General features: G+C 28.7%; 16 protein-coding genes. 13 read left to right on the top strand and 3 right to left on the bottom strand.

The features are described from left to right. Positions 1 to 71: 71 nt before the first annotated feature. The 12 genes from KO506_RS02860 (at position 72) to KO506_RS02805 (ending at position 13,231) form a co-directional block, all read left to right on the top strand. Positions 72 to 1,373 (top strand): hypothetical protein, encoded by a 1,302-nt coding sequence (locus tag KO506_RS02860; RefSeq protein WP_215993394.1) that lies wholly within the window; start codon positions 72 to 74, stop codon positions 1,371 to 1,373. A gap of 98 nt (positions 1,374 to 1,471) precedes the next feature. Then, the gene (locus KO506_RS02855; protein WP_215993393.1) at positions 1,472 to 2,434 is read left to right on the top strand and encodes a glycosyltransferase family 4 protein; all 963 of its coding nucleotides are present in this window, start codon (positions 1,472 to 1,474) and stop codon (positions 2,432 to 2,434) included. Between the two features lie 115 nt (positions 2,435 to 2,549). After that, positions 2,550 to 3,230: a hypothetical protein gene (locus KO506_RS02850; protein WP_215993392.1), complete on the top strand. Its 681-nt coding sequence runs from the start codon at positions 2,550 to 2,552 to the stop codon at positions 3,228 to 3,230. 3 nt (positions 3,231 to 3,233) lie between these two features. Beyond that, on the top strand, positions 3,234 to 4,388 hold the full coding sequence (locus KO506_RS02845; protein WP_252726767.1) for a glycosyltransferase: 1,155 nt from the start codon (positions 3,234 to 3,236) through the stop codon (positions 4,386 to 4,388). An 11-nt stretch (positions 4,389 to 4,399) separates the two neighbouring features. Further along, positions 4,400 to 5,458, top strand: coding sequence for an acyltransferase family protein (locus tag KO506_RS02840; RefSeq protein ID WP_215993391.1), 1,059 nt, complete (start codon positions 4,400 to 4,402; stop codon positions 5,456 to 5,458). Then, positions 5,445 to 6,020 (top strand): putative colanic acid biosynthesis acetyltransferase, encoded by a 576-nt coding sequence (locus tag KO506_RS02835; protein WP_303435837.1) that lies wholly within the window; start codon positions 5,445 to 5,447, stop codon positions 6,018 to 6,020. Before KO506_RS02840 ends, KO506_RS02835 begins: the two co-directional genes overlap by 14 nt. Continuing rightward, entirely contained in the window at positions 6,013 to 6,567 is a 555-nt protein-coding gene (locus KO506_RS02830; RefSeq protein ID WP_215993390.1) for a putative colanic acid biosynthesis acetyltransferase, read from the top strand. The genes KO506_RS02835 and KO506_RS02830 overlap by 8 nt, the downstream gene beginning before the upstream one ends. Beyond that, positions 6,564 to 7,469 (top strand): glycosyltransferase family 2 protein, encoded by a 906-nt coding sequence (locus KO506_RS02825; RefSeq protein ID WP_215993389.1) that lies wholly within the window; start codon positions 6,564 to 6,566, stop codon positions 7,467 to 7,469. Before KO506_RS02830 ends, KO506_RS02825 begins: the two co-directional genes overlap by 4 nt. Positions 7,470 to 7,471: 2 nt before the next feature. Then, complete coding sequence (locus KO506_RS02820; RefSeq protein ID WP_215993388.1) at positions 7,472 to 8,236, top strand: glycosyltransferase family 2 protein; 765 nt, start codon at positions 7,472 to 7,474, stop codon at positions 8,234 to 8,236. 50 nt (positions 8,237 to 8,286) lie between these two features. Further along, complete coding sequence (locus KO506_RS02815) at positions 8,287 to 9,678, top strand: undecaprenyl-phosphate glucose phosphotransferase (protein ID WP_215993387.1); 1,392 nt, start codon at positions 8,287 to 8,289, stop codon at positions 9,676 to 9,678. 370 nt (positions 9,679 to 10,048) lie between these two features. Further along, positions 10,049 to 10,822, top strand: coding sequence for a polysaccharide biosynthesis/export family protein (locus tag KO506_RS02810; protein WP_215993386.1), 774 nt, complete (start codon positions 10,049 to 10,051; stop codon positions 10,820 to 10,822). Between the two features lie 3 nt (positions 10,823 to 10,825). Then, on the top strand, positions 10,826 to 13,231 hold the full coding sequence (locus KO506_RS02805) for a GumC family protein (protein ID WP_215993385.1): 2,406 nt from the start codon (positions 10,826 to 10,828) through the stop codon (positions 13,229 to 13,231). Positions 13,232 to 13,953: 722 nt separating this feature from the next. On the opposite strand, the gene KO506_RS02800 is transcribed toward KO506_RS02805, so the two are convergent. The 3 genes from KO506_RS02800 to KO506_RS02790 form a co-directional block, all read right to left on the bottom strand. Next, positions 13,954 to 14,808, bottom strand: coding sequence for a D-alanyl-lipoteichoic acid biosynthesis protein DltD (locus KO506_RS02800; RefSeq protein ID WP_215993384.1), 855 nt, complete (start codon positions 14,806 to 14,808; stop codon positions 13,954 to 13,956). A 22-nt stretch (positions 14,809 to 14,830) separates the two neighbouring features. Beyond that, positions 14,831 to 15,847 (bottom strand): MBOAT family O-acyltransferase, encoded by a 1,017-nt coding sequence (locus tag KO506_RS02795; protein WP_252726765.1) that lies wholly within the window; start codon positions 15,845 to 15,847, stop codon positions 14,831 to 14,833. 446 nt (positions 15,848 to 16,293) lie between these two features. Then, a complete protein-coding gene (locus tag KO506_RS02790; protein ID WP_215993382.1) occupies positions 16,294 to 17,046 on the bottom strand; it encodes a tyrosine-protein phosphatase in 753 nt (250 codons plus the stop codon). 132 nt (positions 17,047 to 17,178) lie between these two features. Here KO506_RS02790 and KO506_RS02785 point away from each other — a divergent pair, with 132 nt between their 5' ends. Next, on the top strand, positions 17,179 to 18,030 hold the full coding sequence (locus KO506_RS02785) for an N-acetylglucosamine kinase (RefSeq protein ID WP_215993381.1): 852 nt from the start codon (positions 17,179 to 17,181) through the stop codon (positions 18,028 to 18,030). The last annotated feature ends 42 nt before the right edge of the window (positions 18,031 to 18,072 follow it).

Raw genomic sequence — 18,072 nt, 5'->3', positions numbered from 1 at the left:
TTCGTAATTTTTTAAGAGTTAAATATGTAGTTTACACACCTTTTGCTTTCTTTTTTTATCTTTCAATGTTTATGTACAGATACCTTCCTTTAATTGCAACATTAATAGAAGGTAACCCAATATCTCTCGGTTTTGAAAGACCTATTGAAACTTTTATTTTCGAGTTATTGCTCTTTTCTATCAGTTCATTTGCCTTTTATTTATCTGCAAATTTGAAATATAAAAATAATGCACTTCAAAAAATCTTAAATAAAAATAATTTTTTTGATACCAATCCAAAAATTATTTGGTTGTTAGGGAGTATAGGTTTTTTAGTAAGGCTTTATATATTTAGTGCTGGACAATCAGAGTATGGTAATGTGGGAGGTAAATTTTTAGATGGTATTCTTTATTTATATTATGCACCATTAATATTATTTTTTCCAAAGTTAATAGGTCAAGAGGGATATGGATATAAGAAATTAGTTTGGATTTATTTTGTAATTATTTTTATAGTTAATTTAGCCTCAAATAGCAGAGCAGCAATGATTGCACCTATAGGCGTATGTTTTCTTTTGTTTTTTTTATTTTTAGTAAAAAATAATTTAAAAATTAAAGAAATTATTTCACCTCGCCTTTTGTTAGTTTTAGTTTTTTTAGTTGTTTTTGGTTTGGATATGTTGTCTGATATGTCCTATGCTATGTTATATAATAGATCAATAAGGTCTGACGTTTCTAAAACAGAATTACTACAGAAAACTTTAAAAACATATAACAATAAAAAATTATTAGAGCAAATTAAATTTGATAGAAAAGAAAGGTCTAATGAAGTTAGTTCTTATAGTTTAGGCTGGACAGAAAAATACATTGATAATTTTATGTTAAATCGATATGCTAATATGAGGATATCTGATGAAACATTATATCATGCAAATAGATTAGGCTATGGTAGTGAAAAGTTACAGACCGATTTTTGGAATCAATTAATATTAGTTTTTCCTAGTCCTTTTTTAAATTTTTTTGGTGTAAAATTTAATAAAGAAAGTAATAAATACAGCAGAGGTGATTTACTATCTGGTGGCACTCTTGGTAATTTTGTAGTAACTAGTCATGTTGGTGATGGTTTAGCAACTTTTAGTTATTTTTATTTTCCAATACAATTCATTCTAAATATACTTGTTTTTTATTTACTCAATACCTTTGTTTATATTAAAGCTTATAAAGTACATTATTCTTTATTTGGTTTAATGAATGCATTTGTTTTTTTAGGAATGTTTAGAAATGCAAATGGTATATTAATAGATTTTGGGTATTGTGTTCGCTATTATTGGCAAAGTGTAATAACTTACATAATAATTTATAGAATAGTTAAATTAATAAAAAAAATTATTTGAGGATAAATTATAGGTAAATAACTAACCTTATTTAATCAATTAAAATTAAAAAAAACAATTTTAAGCTAATGAAAATAACTTATTTTTTTCGCCCAAAAATGGATGGTGTATTTAGTATTGAAACTGTTTTTCAACAATTATTTCAATTTTTACCCAAAGAAATTGAAAAGAAAGAGTACTTGTGTTCACATAAATGGAAACGTTATGATAGTTTTGTAAAAGCACGTAAATTTCAGGGAGAAATCAATCACATTACTGGAGACATTCATACCATTGCATTATTTTTAAAAGGGAAACGTACAATATTAACAGTACATGATATTGGTCGTTATGAAAGAAATTTATCAGGAATACGTAAAATAATTATAAAATATTTATGGCTGCAATGGCCTCTTAAAAAAGTGGCTTATATTACCACAATTTCAGAATTTACTAAACAAAAATTAATTACTACTTGTAAAATAGATGCTAAGAAGGTTTTAGTAATACCGAATCCTGCAAGTTCTGATTTTAAGCCTTTTTATAAGGAGTTTAATAATAAACAGCCTCTTGTTTTACAAATTGGAGGTAGCTCTGTTAAAAACTTACTTAGATTGATAGAGGCCGTAAAAGGGACTAGTTTTAAGTTGTTACTATTAAGAAAGCCTACTGCAGATTTAAGGAAAGATTTAGATGAAGCAAATATTGTATATGAGTTTAGATATAATTTAACAAGAGAAGAGGTATATAAATGCTATTGCGACTGTGATATAGTCTTTTTTGCTTCTCTTCATGAAGGATTTGGTGTTCCAATTTTAGAAGCACAACAAATAGGAAAGCCAATTATAACTAGCAATATTGCACCAATGAACGATGTCGCTGGTGATGGAGCTCTATTGGTAGACCCTACTAATGTTAATGAAATTAAGAAAGCTTTACAGAAGTTGAAAACTGAAACAGTGTTTAGAAATGAATTAATAAAGAATGGGAGTTATAATTTAGAACGATTTTCAGTAAAAACAGTTACAGAAAAATACGTAAGTTTATACAAAAAATTAAATAAAGAATTAGAAAAATTATAATATGGGGTTTTGGCAATTAATGATCAGAAAAGACGATTTTATCATTAAAACTATGAACAGCATAGTCACTTTAAAAAATCGTTTGTCATTTGGGAAGCAAAAAGTATTATTGAGAATGAAAAAGCAGTATAAAAACAGCACCAATGTAAATCAAGTTTACATTATTTTAAATGGACCTTCACTTAAAAAACAAGATTTGTCTGTATTACAAGGGCAAGATATAATGTTTGTAAATAGAGGGTTTAAACATGAATTGTACCATCTGTTGCAACCAAAGTTTCATGTATTTGTAGATGCTAAGCTAAAGACAGGAGAATGGCCGATTACTTGGTTGGATGAAATATTAACAATGGTACCCGATATTACTTTTATAATGCCGGTAGATTGGTATCATTTAGAAATGTTAAAACCTTATAAAGAAAAAGGAGTGAAATTTCTATGGATGTCTTTAGATACACCTTTTAAATGTATAGGAGTTTCTGGGTATTGTTTTGAAGCATCCATGTTTTGTGGATATAAGAAGATCTGTTTTACAGGGTTTGATGCTAACGGTCTGGCTTATGAGTTGATAAATCATCAAAGTCATTTTTATGGTGTAAATGAAGAAAATAATATCAAAACTAGTAAAAATTATGTAATAGATTTATATATGCATAGCAGGCATTTAAGAGAATTACAAAAACTAGCAGAAGCATCAAAGCAAAAAGGTATCGAAATAATAAACTTAACAGAAGGAGGATTATTGGATATGTTTACTAGAAATAAGTTAGAAGAATCTGTTAAAAAAAGAATCTAAGTAATGAAAATATTACATGTAATTAGTACGATGGATCCAAAAACAGGAGGGGTTTGTAAAGCAGTACGAGATATTATTGAAGGTATGCGTATTATAAAACCAGAAATTATAAATGAAGTTTTATGTTTAGATCCTCAAACTGCAGATTATTTGGTTGCAGATACTTTTTTAACAATTTCTTTAGGAAGTAATAAAACAGGATGGAGTTATAGTAAAGAATTGTTACCTTGGATGAAAAAACATATAAAAAATTATGATTTATTAATTGTACACGGTTTATGGCAATATCAAAGTTTTGTAGTTGCACAAATAGCAAAATCTAAAGATATACCTTATTATGTAATGCCTCATGGAATGTTAGATCCATATTTTCAAATAGCTAAAGAAAGAAAGCTAAAGGCGATTAGAAATAGAATTTTTTGGCAGTTTATAGAAAAAAAATTAATAAACAATGCAAAGGGTTTGTTGTTTACTTGCGAAGAAGAAAAGAAATTGGCAAATACGACTTTTCCTATGTATAATCCAAAATCTGAAAAAGTTGTTGGTCTAGGGGTTGAATTACCTCCTATTGAAACAAATAAAATGAGGGAAGAATTACAATTAATAGTACCTGAATGGAATGGAAAACCTTTTTGGTTATTTTTAAGTAGAATACACCCAAAAAAAGGAGTAGATTTATTGATTGAAGCTTACACAAAGTTAGAGCAAGAAAATATTGATTTACCACAATTGATTATTGCAGGACCTGGATTAATTACAGAATACGGTAAAAAGGTATTAGAAAAATCTAAAAGTTCTAAAAATATTTATTTTCCAGGTATGTTAACAGGCGATGCTCGATGGGGAGCTTTTTATGCAGCAGAATGTTTTATTTTACCAAGTCATCAGGAAAATTTTGGAATTGCAGTAGTGGAAGCCTTAGCTTGTGGAACTCCTGTTTTGATTTCTAACAAAGTAAACATTTGGAGAGAAATTGAAAAAAATAAAGCAGGTATTGTACAAAATGATGATACTGGATCAATTTTTAAATCATTAAAAACTTGGTTTAATTATTCAAATGAATTAAAAAAATATTATGAACAGAATGCCAAAGGTGTTTTTCTAAAATATTTTGAAATTCATCAAGTAGGTAAAAGGTTTGTAAAAGAGTTAATTTAATTCTAAATATAATGGAAAAATATGTAAGTGATAAAATTAGAATGATTTCTTTTTTTTTAATACTTTTAGTTCTATATATACATTCTGGTTTTCATACAGAAGAAATACAAGGTATGAAGGTGAATTTTTATGTTCAAATGATTTTAGGAGACATGATTGGAAGATGTGCTGTCCCTATGTTTTATGTAATTTCAGGATTTCTGTTCTTTTTATCTACCACTATAAATATTGAGTCAATTTTTATAAAAATGCAAAAGAGATTTAAAAGTTTGGTTATTCCTTATATAATAGGTTGTGTTTTTGTTGTTTTATTTCTATATATTTTGCTTCAAATTCAAGGAATTTCACACTTTATAAACGGTAATATTTCTTTAATATTTAAAAAAGATATGCTTACTCTACTTTATAATACATTTGTAAATTCTGGTAGTGGTACTCCAATAGCTTTTCATCTATGGTTTTTAAGAGATTTAATATTGTTAGTGTTTTTAGCCCCATTATGGTTTTTTTTGTATAAATGGTTCAATTGGTTTTGGGTTGGTTTAATTGGTCTTTTAGCAATATATTTATCGGAAGGTTCTTTTGCCTATTCATTATTTTGGTTTTCTTTAGGAGGTGCTATACATTTAATAAAATTTAATATTGAAGAAACAACAACTTCTTTAAACAAAAAAGTAACTATATTTTTATTTATCTTATTATGCTTATTAGAATTATTTACATTTAAATGGCATGGTTGGTATTTTTTGAAAGTACCGATAATTTTTTTAGGTTTATTAGCAATTTGGTTTGCATATGATTTTGTTTTTTCTAAACATTTTAGAATAAAAAATTATCGTTATCTTTTTTATATCACTTCTTGTACATTTTTTATCTATTTATTTCATATGCCTACATTGAATATAGTAAGGAAATTAATTGTTTATTTTTTAGGTAAAAATAGTATTGGATTTTTGATATCTTACATCCTTTCCCCTTGGTTATTTGTTGGCTGTGTTACTATTATTTCGCTATTTTTTAAAAAATATTTTTTTAACTTTTATAAAATTATTGTTGGTGGAAGAGTATGATAAATTATTAAAAAAAGTTGACTTATCTCAATATAATCATAGCTTTAGTTTAAAAAATAAAGTAAGTAGGGTGATATGGTATATTACTAGATTTTTTTTGTTTCAACCTTTTAAAGGGAATATATTTAATTCATGGAGAAATTTTGTTTTAAAATGTTTCGGAGCAAAAATTGGTAAAGGGACTATTATTCATGCCAATGTAAAAATTTGGGCACCTTGGAATTTGGAAGTGGGTACATTTACCTGTCTAGGGCAAAATGTAGATTGTTATAATCAAGGAAAAATTAGCATAGGTTCTAATACTACAATTTCTCAAAAAAGTTATTTGTGTGCGTCTACACATGATATTACAGACCCTCAAAATAATTTAATTTTAAAACCAATTGCCATAAAAGATCAAGTTTGGGTAGCAGCAGATGCATTTATAGGTCCAGGGGTAACTATTGAAACAGGAGCTGTGGTAGGTGCTACATCATCCGTATTTAAAAATGTGGAAACATGGACAGTAGTAGGCGGTAATCCTGCTAAATTTTTAAAAAATAGAAAGTTACGAAATGGATAGTGATTTTGAATACAACCCAGTACAGACAACACCTTTTAGTTTTAAAGAAAAGGTAAAAAGTCATATATGGAAAATAGTAAATATGACTATTTTTAAGCTTTTTCCTAATCAAATTAAAAAACCTAGAATCTACTTATTGCGATTGTTTGGGGCTAAATTAAGTAGTACAGTAAATATTAATAGAACGGCAAAAATTGACCATCCATGGAATTTAGAAATGGGGCATCTATCAAGTTTAGGTCACAAATCTTGGGCTTATTGTTTAGATAAAATAACAATTGGAGAAAAGTGTTGTATTGGAGAATATTCTTTTTTAATAACGGGTAGTCACAATGTTAATAGTGTCGGTTTTGAAATGGTGACAAGTCCTATAGTTATCAATGACGGATGTTGGGTAACCACAGGAGTTTATATATTGCCAGGAGTTACTTTAGGAAAATATTCTGTAATTGGAGCAAAATCCTTAGTTGTTAAAAGTATTGAGCCGCTCTCTATAGTAGGAGGTAACCCTGCAAAATACATCAAAAAAAGAGTTTTAAAAGAATGAATCAAACAAAGACCATAGCCGCAATCATACTAACGTATAATGAAGAACAACATATAGAGCGCTGTATCAATTCGATAAAAAATTCGGTAGATGAAATTTTCATTATAGACTCTTTTAGCAAAGACTATACAGTTGCTATTGCAGAACGTTTAGGGGCTAAAGTTTATCAAAACCCTTGGGTTAACTATGCAACCCAATTCAATTGGGCATTACAAAATTGCAACATTCAATCGGAATGGGTTTGGCGTATTGATGCTGATGAATATTATGAATCCAATTCGAATATAGATTTAAAACAAGAATTAGCAAACTTAAGTAGTGAGATTTCAGGTGTCTACATCAAACGAAAAATTATTTTTATGGATAAGCCTCTGTTACATGGAGGTTGGTTTCCAGTATGGCACTTAAAAATATGGAAATTTGGTAAAGGTTTTTGCGAAAATCGATGGATGGATGAGCACATAAAATTAACTGAAGGTATAACTGCCGAAATTAACATAGTTCAAGTTGATGAAAATTTGAATGATCTCACCTGGTGGACAGAGAAACACAACCATTACGCTACAAGAGAAGTTGTTGATTTATTAGATACCCAATATCAGATATTTTCTAAAAGCAGTGTAGAACCTAAATTTTTTGGCACTGGAGAACAACGTAAGCGGTTTTTAAAATTGGCTTATTTAAAATTTCCATTATTTGTACGTCCTTTTATCTATTTTTCATACCGTTATTTTTTGAAATTAGGTTTTTTAGATGGTAAATCGGGTTTTGTATGGCATATTTTACAAGGTTTTTGGTATCGTTTTTTAGTAGATGCCAAGATTTATGAGTTAAAACTTAATTTTAAGAATGATGAGACAAAATTGATTGCATATATCAAAGAAAAATATCAAATAAAATAATTATGAAAGTATCCATCATTACTATTGTCTATAACAATGCCGCTTGTATCGAAAGCTGTATACAATCGGTGTTAGCGCAAAGCTATCCCAACATAGAACACATCATCATCGATGGGGGGTCAACGGATGGTACACAAAAGGTAATAGAACCATTTATTCCTCAATTGGGCTATTATAAATCTGAAAAAGACAAAGGCTTGTACAATGCGTTAAACAAAGGGATTCAAGTAGCCACAGGGGATGTGATTGGTATTTTACATTCGGATGATTTGTTTTATGAATCCACCACCATAGAAAAGGTAGTTCAAGGTTTTCAACAATCAAATGCCGATTTGTTGTATGCCCATGGATTGTATGTAGAACGGGATGCGATTGATCATATTAAACGGGTCTATCCAGGGAAACCCTATCAAAAAAAGTATTTGAAGTATGGATGGATCCCTTTGCATACCACCATTTATGTAAAAAGAGACGTATTTGAAAGCTATGGACTTTATGATGAATCGTATCGCATCGCCAGTGATTACGAAATTTCTTTACGATGGTTCTTTAATGATAAGATCAAAAAATATTTTTTAGATGACTTTATTGTAAAAATGCGTTTGGGAGGTAAGAGCACCACCTTAAAATTGCAAAAGAAAAAGTCTACAGAAGATTTGCAGATCATTCAAAAATATCAATTATGTGGCGTTTTGACTTTAATTTTTAAAATTTCACGTAAAGTAAAGCAATATGCCTTACCAAAAATAAAGGGTTATGCCTCTTAGCATGCAACGAGTTATGTTAAAATGTATCTTTATGACTAATAAAAAAAAGTATGAAAAAAAATAAATCCAAATTTATTCCCTTAATCTTCTCGATTGTAGATGTATTGCTATTCGTGATTGCCTTTTTTGTGGCGAATTATTGGGTGTTTCAAGGGCGAATTCCAAGTTTAATTTTTTACAATAGCTTTATTGTAGTTGGTTGTTTCTTATGGGTGGGGCTTAATTTAAAGTTTGATATCTACGAAGCACCCAGAATTATATACATGCACAAATTATTGGGGAAGAATTTATATACACTAGTCACTTTCGGTTTTTTATGTGGGGGGCTTATTTTTTTTATTACCGATTATAAATTTTCTCGGGTCTTCTTTTTGTATTTGTTATTGATTTTTTCTGTTTTGGTTTTATGCTGGCGCCTTGTTTCCTATACTTTGGTGAAGGTGTATCGAAGAAAAGGTTATAATTATAGCAAGATTGTGTTGGTAGGAATGAATGAAAACATCCTGAAATTGATTGATAACGTCTATTTCAATGCCAATTACGGGTTTAAAATCTCGGGTTTGTTTACGGATGCAAACATCACCGATGATTTACAAGCCCATTTTAAGGGGAAATTATCCCAGATATTTGATTTTTTAGAAAAAAACCATGTGCATGAAATTATCATTTCTTTGCCTTACCATCAAAGCAAATTGATCAATGATTTGTTTCGTTATGCGGATAATCATATGATTCGGGTACGGGTGATTCCAGAATTTTCGGAGTATTTGTCCCAACGCTTTTCCATCAATTACATTCAGCAAATTCCGATTATGAAATTGAGAAGTGAGCCTTTAAAGAGTTTTACCAATCGTTTTATTAAAAGGGCTTTTGATGTTACTTTTTCTTCTATAGTGGTATTGCTCGTATTTTCGTGGTTATTCCCAGTCATTGCAATTATTATCAAGTTGACAAGTAAAGGTCCTGTTTTTTTTGTACAAAAAAGAACAGGACAAGATGGCAACGCCTTTGATTGCTTTAAATTTCGAAGCATGACCGTAAACAAAGAATCCGATTCAGTACAAGCTACCAAGAATGATTCGAGAGTTACTAAGTTTGGGGCTTTTATGCGTAAAACCAGTATTGACGAATTACCACAAATCTTTAATGTATTACTCAACAACATGTCTTTGGTGGGGCCTAGACCCCACATGCTCAAGCATACCGAAGAATACCGGGTTTTGGTAGACAAGTTTATGGTGCGACACTTTGCTAAACCTGGAGTAACCGGTTGGGCACAGATCAATGGCTACCGTGGAGAAACCAAACAAGTTAAAGACATGGAAAATAGAGCCAATGCCGATATTTGGTATGTAGAAAACTGGAGCTTTTTTTTAGATGTAAAAATTGTAGTAATTACGGCCTGGTCCATGTTTTTTAAGAAGGATGAAAATGCCTTTTAATGGTGATTAGATAAAAATAGGATGGTTGTCAAATCGAGTGAATTGATGATCAAAGGAGTCAATTTGTACTGAGTTCTCGATACAATTTTGATGAAAAATCAAAATCACTCGAACTGACAGCTTTGGTTGTTATTGGATAAAAGTAAAGGGAGTGTCACATCGAGTGAATTGATGACGAAAGGAAGCAATTTGTATCGAGATGCCGAAAGAATGTTGATAAAATAATAAAATCACTCGAACTGACCTATCTAGATGCAGAGACCAACGCTTTAAAAATTGAAAGCACCTGTACAAACCTTATTTTAATGTTTAAAAAGATAAAATTAGATAGTATTTTAAAATTTATGTTATTTTAGCAAAAAATTAATTTATGATTAAAAAGAGTACGTATTTTCTAGGAATCTTTGTTTTTGTGTTGATGTCTTCCTGTGTCTCCAAAAAAGACATTATTTATTTTCAAAATGACGAAATAGATCAGTCTAAAGTGTCCAACAGTTACAAAACCATCATCAAACCCGACGATGTATTACAAATCACCATTACTGCTTTAGATACAGAAGCGGTACGTCCTTTTAACTTGTCAGCCGTAACCTATTCTACTTCTTCCAATTCTGCCATTGGGGTGGCACAACAGCAAAGTTATTTGGTAGATACCAATGGGGAAATTGATTTTCCGGTTTTAGGTAAATTAAAAATAGGGGGATTGACTAGAGATGAGTTAATAGACTTTTTAAAAGGAAAACTTGAACCGGATTATATTTTAAACCCGAACATAAATATACGTATCACTAATTATAAAGTAACCGTATTGGGTGATGTGCGTATACCTGGAAGTTATACAGTGCCTAATGAGCGAATTACGATTTTGGAAGCCATAGGTTTGGCAGGAGATTTAAACATTTCCGGTCAAAGACACAATGTGGTGGTCAATCGTGAAGAGAATGGTAAGAAGATACAGTATCAAGTGGATCTATTGTCTAAAGAAATTTTTACTTCACCCGTGTACTATTTGCAACAGAATGATGTGGTGTATGTGGCACCCAATTATGCTAAAATTCAGTCTGCTTCCGCCAATTCTAATACCTCACTTTTTATTTCTGTAACCGGTTTATTGGTTTCTTTAATCACTTTGCTAATTCGATAAATTATGCAAGAAAACAATAGTAATTTTATGATGACTAATCAATTGGAAGAAAATGATTCGATGAATCTTAGGGAGGAAATTGACAAATATTTAATTTATTGGAAATGGTTTGTATTATCTCTCATATTAGCTTTAGGGTTGGCTTTTGTGTATTTGCGTTATACTACTCCTACTTATAGTGCAACTGGTTCAATTATGATTAAGGACAATCAAAAATCGGGGATTTCTACGGAATTGGCTGCCTTTGAGGATTTGGGCATCATCGGGGGAGGTTCTGCCAACAATCCGGAAAATGAAATTGAAATTTTAAAGTCTCGCAAGATTATCGGACATGTGGTAGATTCTTTAGATTTACAAATACAGTACTTTTATCAGGGAAGAGTCAAAACAATAGAAATGTTTGGTTCCCTTCCATTCAAAATCCAATTTTTAGGCAAATCATATTCAAAGAATAAAATTGATACTACTTTTGTCGTAACGATTCAAGATGCTGAAACATTATTAATCAATGATATTGAAAAAGAGCAATCTCTTACAACAGGGTTTAATATAAATTTGGGGAATACAAAGCATTCCTTTCAAATTATTAAAACTGAAGATTTAAAATCAATTCATTTTAATAAACCAATTGTTGTTGCAATATCATCAAGAGACAAAGTGATTGACAATTATAGAGGAAGAATTAATATCAGCACTATCGATAAAAATTCAAGTGTGCTAAAGTTAAATTTAATTGATGCCGTAAAAACTAAGGCTACCGCTATCTTAGACGAATTGGTGAAACAATACAATATGGATGCCATCAATGATAAAAATTTGGTTTCTAAAAAAACCAAGAATTTTATTAATGAACGCTTAAAAACGGTGGGCGGCTATTTGGCCTTGGCTCAAGATGATGTAAAAGATTATAAAACCAAATACGGAATTACTGGACTTTCATTAGAAGGAGAATTGGCTTTGGAACAAGTTTCTTTAAATAATACTAAAATTGTAGATATTCAAAGTCAATTGAGTTTGGCAAATTGGATTTTAAAAAAATTGGGGAAAGAATCGGAAACTAATGAAATTATACCTACCAACTTGGGCTTTACAGACGCAGCAATAACATCTTCTATAGCGCAATACAATGAATTGGTTTTACAAAAAAATAAATTAGTCGTGATTGCTGGGAAGTTGAATCCGCAATTGATTGAATTGAACAGACAAATTGAGGTCTTGAAAAAAAGTCTATTGGCGAGTATATCGAATTTGCAAAAATCTTTAGAAATACAATTGGAACAATTGAAGCAAGAAGCTCAAAAGGTATCTGCTAAAATCTCTAATATTCCTTTGATTGAACGAGGGATGATTGATATAGAACGTCAAAAAGAAATTTATTCAGAATTGTATTCCTATCTGCTAAAGAAAAAAGAAGAAACGGATATTTCTTTGGCGGTCACTGTGCCTAATGCTAAAATTATTGATTATGCCTATTCTAATGGTTTAGCTGTTGCTCCAAAAAAGAAAATTAATTATCTAGTCGCTTTATTCATTGGTTTTCTATTACCATTAGTTGTCATTTACATTAAAAATGTATTGGATACTAAAATTCATTCTCGTAAAGATATTGAAGACCTTACCACCATTCCATTTTTAGGCGATGTTCCTCACTCGGAAACTGATGAAAAGGTAGTGATTAAAAGTGATTCGAGAACTAGTACTGCAGAAGCTTTTCGATTGATCCGTACTAACTTAGATTTTATGTTGGCTTCCAAAGCCAATGAAAAAGGGAAAACGATCTTTGTAACCTCAACCACCAGTGGAGAAGGGAAATCGTTTATCTCTATCAATTTGGCAGCAGCCTTATCTTTATCGAATAAAAAGGTATTATTATTAGGGGTAGACTTAAGAGCGCCTAAAGTGACGGAATATTTAGGAATTCCAGAACGTAAAGGGATTACAAACTTTATAACGAATGAATCCTTGACTTTAGAGGACATTAAGTTTACCATCTCAGAAATTAAAGACTTAGATATTATTGCTTCTGGTGTTATTCCACCTAACCCAGCTGAGTTATTGTTAGGAGATCGAATTAAACAATTATTTGCAGAGGTGAAACAAGATTATGATTTTATCATTGTGGATACAGCACCTGTTAATTTGGTAACGGATACTTTTTTAATTTCGAAATATGCAGACATTACTTTATATGTATCTAGAGCAAATTATTTAGATAAACGCATGCTAAAAGTAGCACAAAACTTATATACCGAACAAAAATTAAATAATATGGCCATTGTATTAAACGATACAGACATGACTAGAGGTTATGGTTATGGTTATGGTTATAGTTATGGTTATGGTTATGGAGTGGGTTATTTAGAAGAAGCACAAAAAGTACCATGGTATAAACGAATGTTTAAATCATAAATGGTGTTAAAAAAAGTGGAGTGAGTGCAAAACTCCACTTTTTTTTTGTAACTTTTCTTTAAAAGAGTTTCAATTTAAGTAAATCTTTTATTAGTAAATATCTAACTCTATTGAATTTTAACTTTTTTGAAAATAAATCTATTATGTTTGATGTAACTTGAACCTTAAAGAAAGTTGAATTTAGGATTCAGTTCTCTTTGATTTAGAATTGATAACTTTTTTAAGTTCAAATTAAAAGTTGAATTTATTAATTATCTATTTATTTCAAATCTAAATTCCATTATTCTTTGGACTAAAAAAAATAGAGAGAAGTAATTCTTTTACATAAATTAAAAAATAATTTAATGATATCGTATTTGTGTTATAATATTATTATTTAATCATTTTTACTTTATAAATAAATAACAATTTATTTTTTTAATTTATAATGTTTTTCATTGTTTTTAATTAAATCTGAACTATTTTTTTAAAATAACGATTGTATAGTTAAAATTTTAATTATTAAGTATGCGAATTTTATCAATAATAAGATCTGAAATCAAATAAAAAATAACTATATATTTTGGTGTTATTTATATTTATTAGAAGGTTTTTGATGTAAATTAAAATATTTTGGCTAATTGTTTTCTTTACTTTTATATTAAGTTGATTTTTTTGAAGTTTATTTAACTTTTTATTAAATATTTAGAAAGAAGACTTAATCTTCTATGTTTTGTTATTTGTTAATTTTTGAAGTGATTTTTTAATTTTTGAGTTATCTTAACTGCTCCATTATAATTTAAGTGTGTTGTATTTTTAAATAAATTATCTTCTTTAATTCCGTTTTTAAAATCAATTACCTCTACATTATTATATAATGAATCAATCTTATTTAAATAGTTTGTTGCCATATTAATATTATCGAATTTATTAAAGCAAGACTCGTGGTAAGGTGTAACTATTAAGATTATTTTTCTGTTAGTTGATTTTATTAAATTATTGAATTGTCTATTTAATTCAGGTTCTATTTTGAATTTAGTTTCAGTGTTCATTCTTTTTTCAATATCTTTATTAAAAATCTCTTTTGTAACCTGAAATTTTTCAAAACTCCCTCCTTTATCAGTAATTTTTGTTAAATTCACCTTATTGTTTATGAAATATTTAAAATATTTTTCAAAACGTCCAAAATATTTTATAAACGGTATAGTATAGTAAAATTCACCTTTATCATTAAGATATTGCTTTGATTCTCTCCAATTAGGTATAAAATTACCTAAATCACCATCAGAATATATTAAACCTTTTAAATCAAAGTTTATAATAATAGGTGTGTTTTTCTCTTTTTTTAATTCATGCTCTAAAAAATACAACCAAATATTACTTTGAGTACCATCAATACCATAATTAAAATAGTTATTACCTAGTATTGAAGGTACAATATTTCCTTGTGCTCGTGAAGAACCAAATATGGGTATTTCAGAACTATTATTAACTTTTAATATTTTATTAACCTTACTAGCACCACTTATTTCACTTTTAAATATTATTTGATTCTCAAAAAAATAATTAAAAGAATAACCAAAAATAATTAAAAACAAAAATATTTTAAAAATAAAAATACTAAAACTGAAAATATATGAATTCTTCTTTTCCATTAACACCAATAATAAAAATTAATAATATAAAAATAATAATAAAAGTAATATTCTGACCTTCCTTTTTAAATTTTAAATCTTTAGGAAATAAATATGTTAAATAAAGTAATATAATGGCTAAAAAACTTAATAATAAATTTAAAGGACCTTTTTGTGCTGTAATTTGATTAAGATTAAATGATAAATCAAATTGAATTAATTTTTCAAAATATACTATAGCATGATTAAGGTTTTCTGCTCTAAAAAATATCCAAGCTAACGTTACTATTGTAAATACAAATACAACTTTTATAAAATTACGAAATTTGTTTTCTGAAGATTTAGTTCTACTTTTTCTAATAAAATTGAGATAAATAATTTGAAATAATCCATGTAAAAATCCCCAAATTACAAATGTCCAATTTGCTCCATGCCATAAACCACTTGTTACAAATACAATCATTAAATTATAATAATTTCTTTTCTTAGACACTCTATTACCTCCAAGAGGAATATATAGGTAGTCTTTAAACCATGTTGATAATGATATATGCCATCTTCTCCAAAAATCTGAAATATTTGTAGCAAGATATGGCTTATTAAAGTTAATCATTAATTCGAAACCTATTAATTTAGAAATTCCTCTAGCTATTAAGGAGTAACCAGAAAAATCAGCATAAATTTGAAACGCAAAGAATACTGCTGCTATTATTAATGAAATTGTATTTGCTGTCTCAACATTATTAAAAACTGAATTCACATAAATTGCTAAACGATCTGCGATTACTATTTTTTTAAAGAAACCGTATACAATTAGACTGCACCCGTTAATAGATTGTTTTAAGTTAAACTTTCTTTTTTTTTGAAACTGGGGTAATAGATTTGAAGCTCTTTCTATAGGACCTGCTACTAATTGAGGGAAAAAAGAAACAAAAACTGCAAAGCTAATAAAGTTATCAGTATGTTTTATTTTTTCTTTGTAAACGTCAATGGTATATGACATAGTTTGAAATGTATAGAAAGAAATTCCAACAGGAAGAATGATTTTCAGAGTCCAAGTGTCAAAATTTATTCCTAAATTTTGTAATAATTCTTCAAAAGAGTTTATGAAAAAGTTAAAATATTTAAAAAAACCTAAAAATCCCAAATTAATTGCTAGGCTTGAAAATAATAAAATCTTTCTTTTTTTTGATTGTTTTGTTTTAGATAATATTTTTCCTATATAAAAGTCAATTATTGTACTAAAAGCTATTAGTCCGAGAAATCTCCAGTCCCACCAACCATAAAAAAAGTAACTAGCAACTAATAGTAAAATATTTTGAAATACTAATGGTTTTTTATTTAAACACCAATATGTTATAAAAATAATCAAGAAAAATATTAAAAACTCTATAGAATTAAAAATCATATAATTTTTTTATGCGAATATATTTAAAATTTTTATATATTTTAATTGGTATTGCTTAAAAACTGTGCATTATTAAGCAAAAGAGATTGTAAAGTTTTTAAATTCTTTTTAGTACTAATTTTTTGCAACAATTTTAAATGCTCAAAGTGATGGGTATCTGTGCCTACAAAATCATAGAGGTTTTCTTTTAATAATTTTTCTGCTGTTTTTTGAACGCCTTTGCCATAGTTTTCGGTAAGAGATAATAAATTCAATTGAAACAAGCAGCCCGCGTTTTTAAGTTTTTGAAAAATACGAAAATTATTGTGGTAACTTACATAACGTTCAGGATGTGCCAAAACTGGTTTATAACCTTTTAAACCCAGTTGAAATAAAATGTCGAACAAGTTGTTTGGTGGACTGAAATAGGACATTTCTACCAATACCAAATTGTCTTTTAAGGTTAATATTTCTTTATCTTCTTGCAGCAGGGTTAAAAAATGCTCGTCCATCATGTATTCTGCAGCAGCTTCAATTTGTATTTCATCTAGGTTTCTTTTTTTTAGCTCTTCTTTCACTAATTTTAATTGACCTCGAATAATTTCTGGTGTGTTTGGATAGACATCACCTAAAATATGTGGAGTTGTAATAAATTTTTTAATTCCATAGGAAGCCATTTTTTGAATCAATTCCATAGAATTATTTATATCTCTGGCACCATCGTCTATACCAGGTAATAAATGTGAATGTATATCTATAAACCCTTCAGGAAAAAATTCGTTTAAAGGGATTTCTTTACTTTTAAAAAAAAACATTGTTTTGTATTTGATACAAATTTACAATTTTAAAAATTTATAATTATATTTTGAAACGAAAACGATTGAAGTTTCTCAGATACTTGTACAGCATTTTTTGTTATAATATCTTTGGAATAAAATAGATATATTATGATTTTAATCGCAGACGGAGGTTCTACAAAAGCAGATTGGATTGCTATAAATAGTGATAAAAGTGAAGCATTTAGAGTAAGAACATTGGGTTTAAATCCTGCTGTTGTTTCAGAGGAAGAGTTGAACAATAGAATTATAAATATGTTTCAGTTAATTAACGTTAAAGAAGATGTAACTGAAATTCATTTTTATGGAGCTGGATGTGGAACACTTAAACCTGCTAAAATCTTAGAAGATATTTTACAAGCTATTTTTATAAATGCTAAAATTAATGTGGCTGAAGATATGTTAGCTGCTGTTTACGCTGCTACAGGTGCAGCACCAGCTTTGGTTTGTATATTAGGTACAGGTTCTAATAGTTGCTATTTTGATGGAGAAAATGTGTTAATGAATACACCTTCATTAGGTTATATTTTAATGGATGAAGCCAGTGGGAATTACTTTGGTAAGGTTTTGTTAAGAGAATATTACTATAAAAAAATGCCGGCTAAAATGATGCTTAAATTTGAGGAAGAATTTAATTTGGATGCAGATTACATCAAACAAAACTTATATAGAAAACCTAACCCTAATATGTATTTGGCTTCATTTGCTAAATTTATGTTCGATTTTAAAGAAGAAGCTTACATTCATAAAATCATTAGAAATGGTTTTAAAGAGTTTTTTGAATACAGAGTGTTGCCTTTTAATAAAACATCAGAAACCCCTTTGTATTTTATAGGTTCAATAGCATTTTATTTTAGAGATATTTTAGAAGAAGTCGCAGAAAATTACAAGCTTAAAGTTACAGATGTTATTCAGAGACCAATTGATAATTTACTAGAACATCATAGAAATAAGATGGTTTAGTTGGCTTTATGCTTTATGCTTTATGCTTTATGGTGTTGGTAG

It is taken from the genome of Polaribacter vadi, assembly GCF_018861005.1.
In the GTDB taxonomy this organism is placed as follows: domain Bacteria; phylum Bacteroidota; class Bacteroidia; order Flavobacteriales; family Flavobacteriaceae; genus Polaribacter; species Polaribacter vadi_A.
The sequence above is the reverse complement of the archived record's forward strand: the minus strand, read 5'-3'. Positions and strand labels throughout refer to the sequence as shown.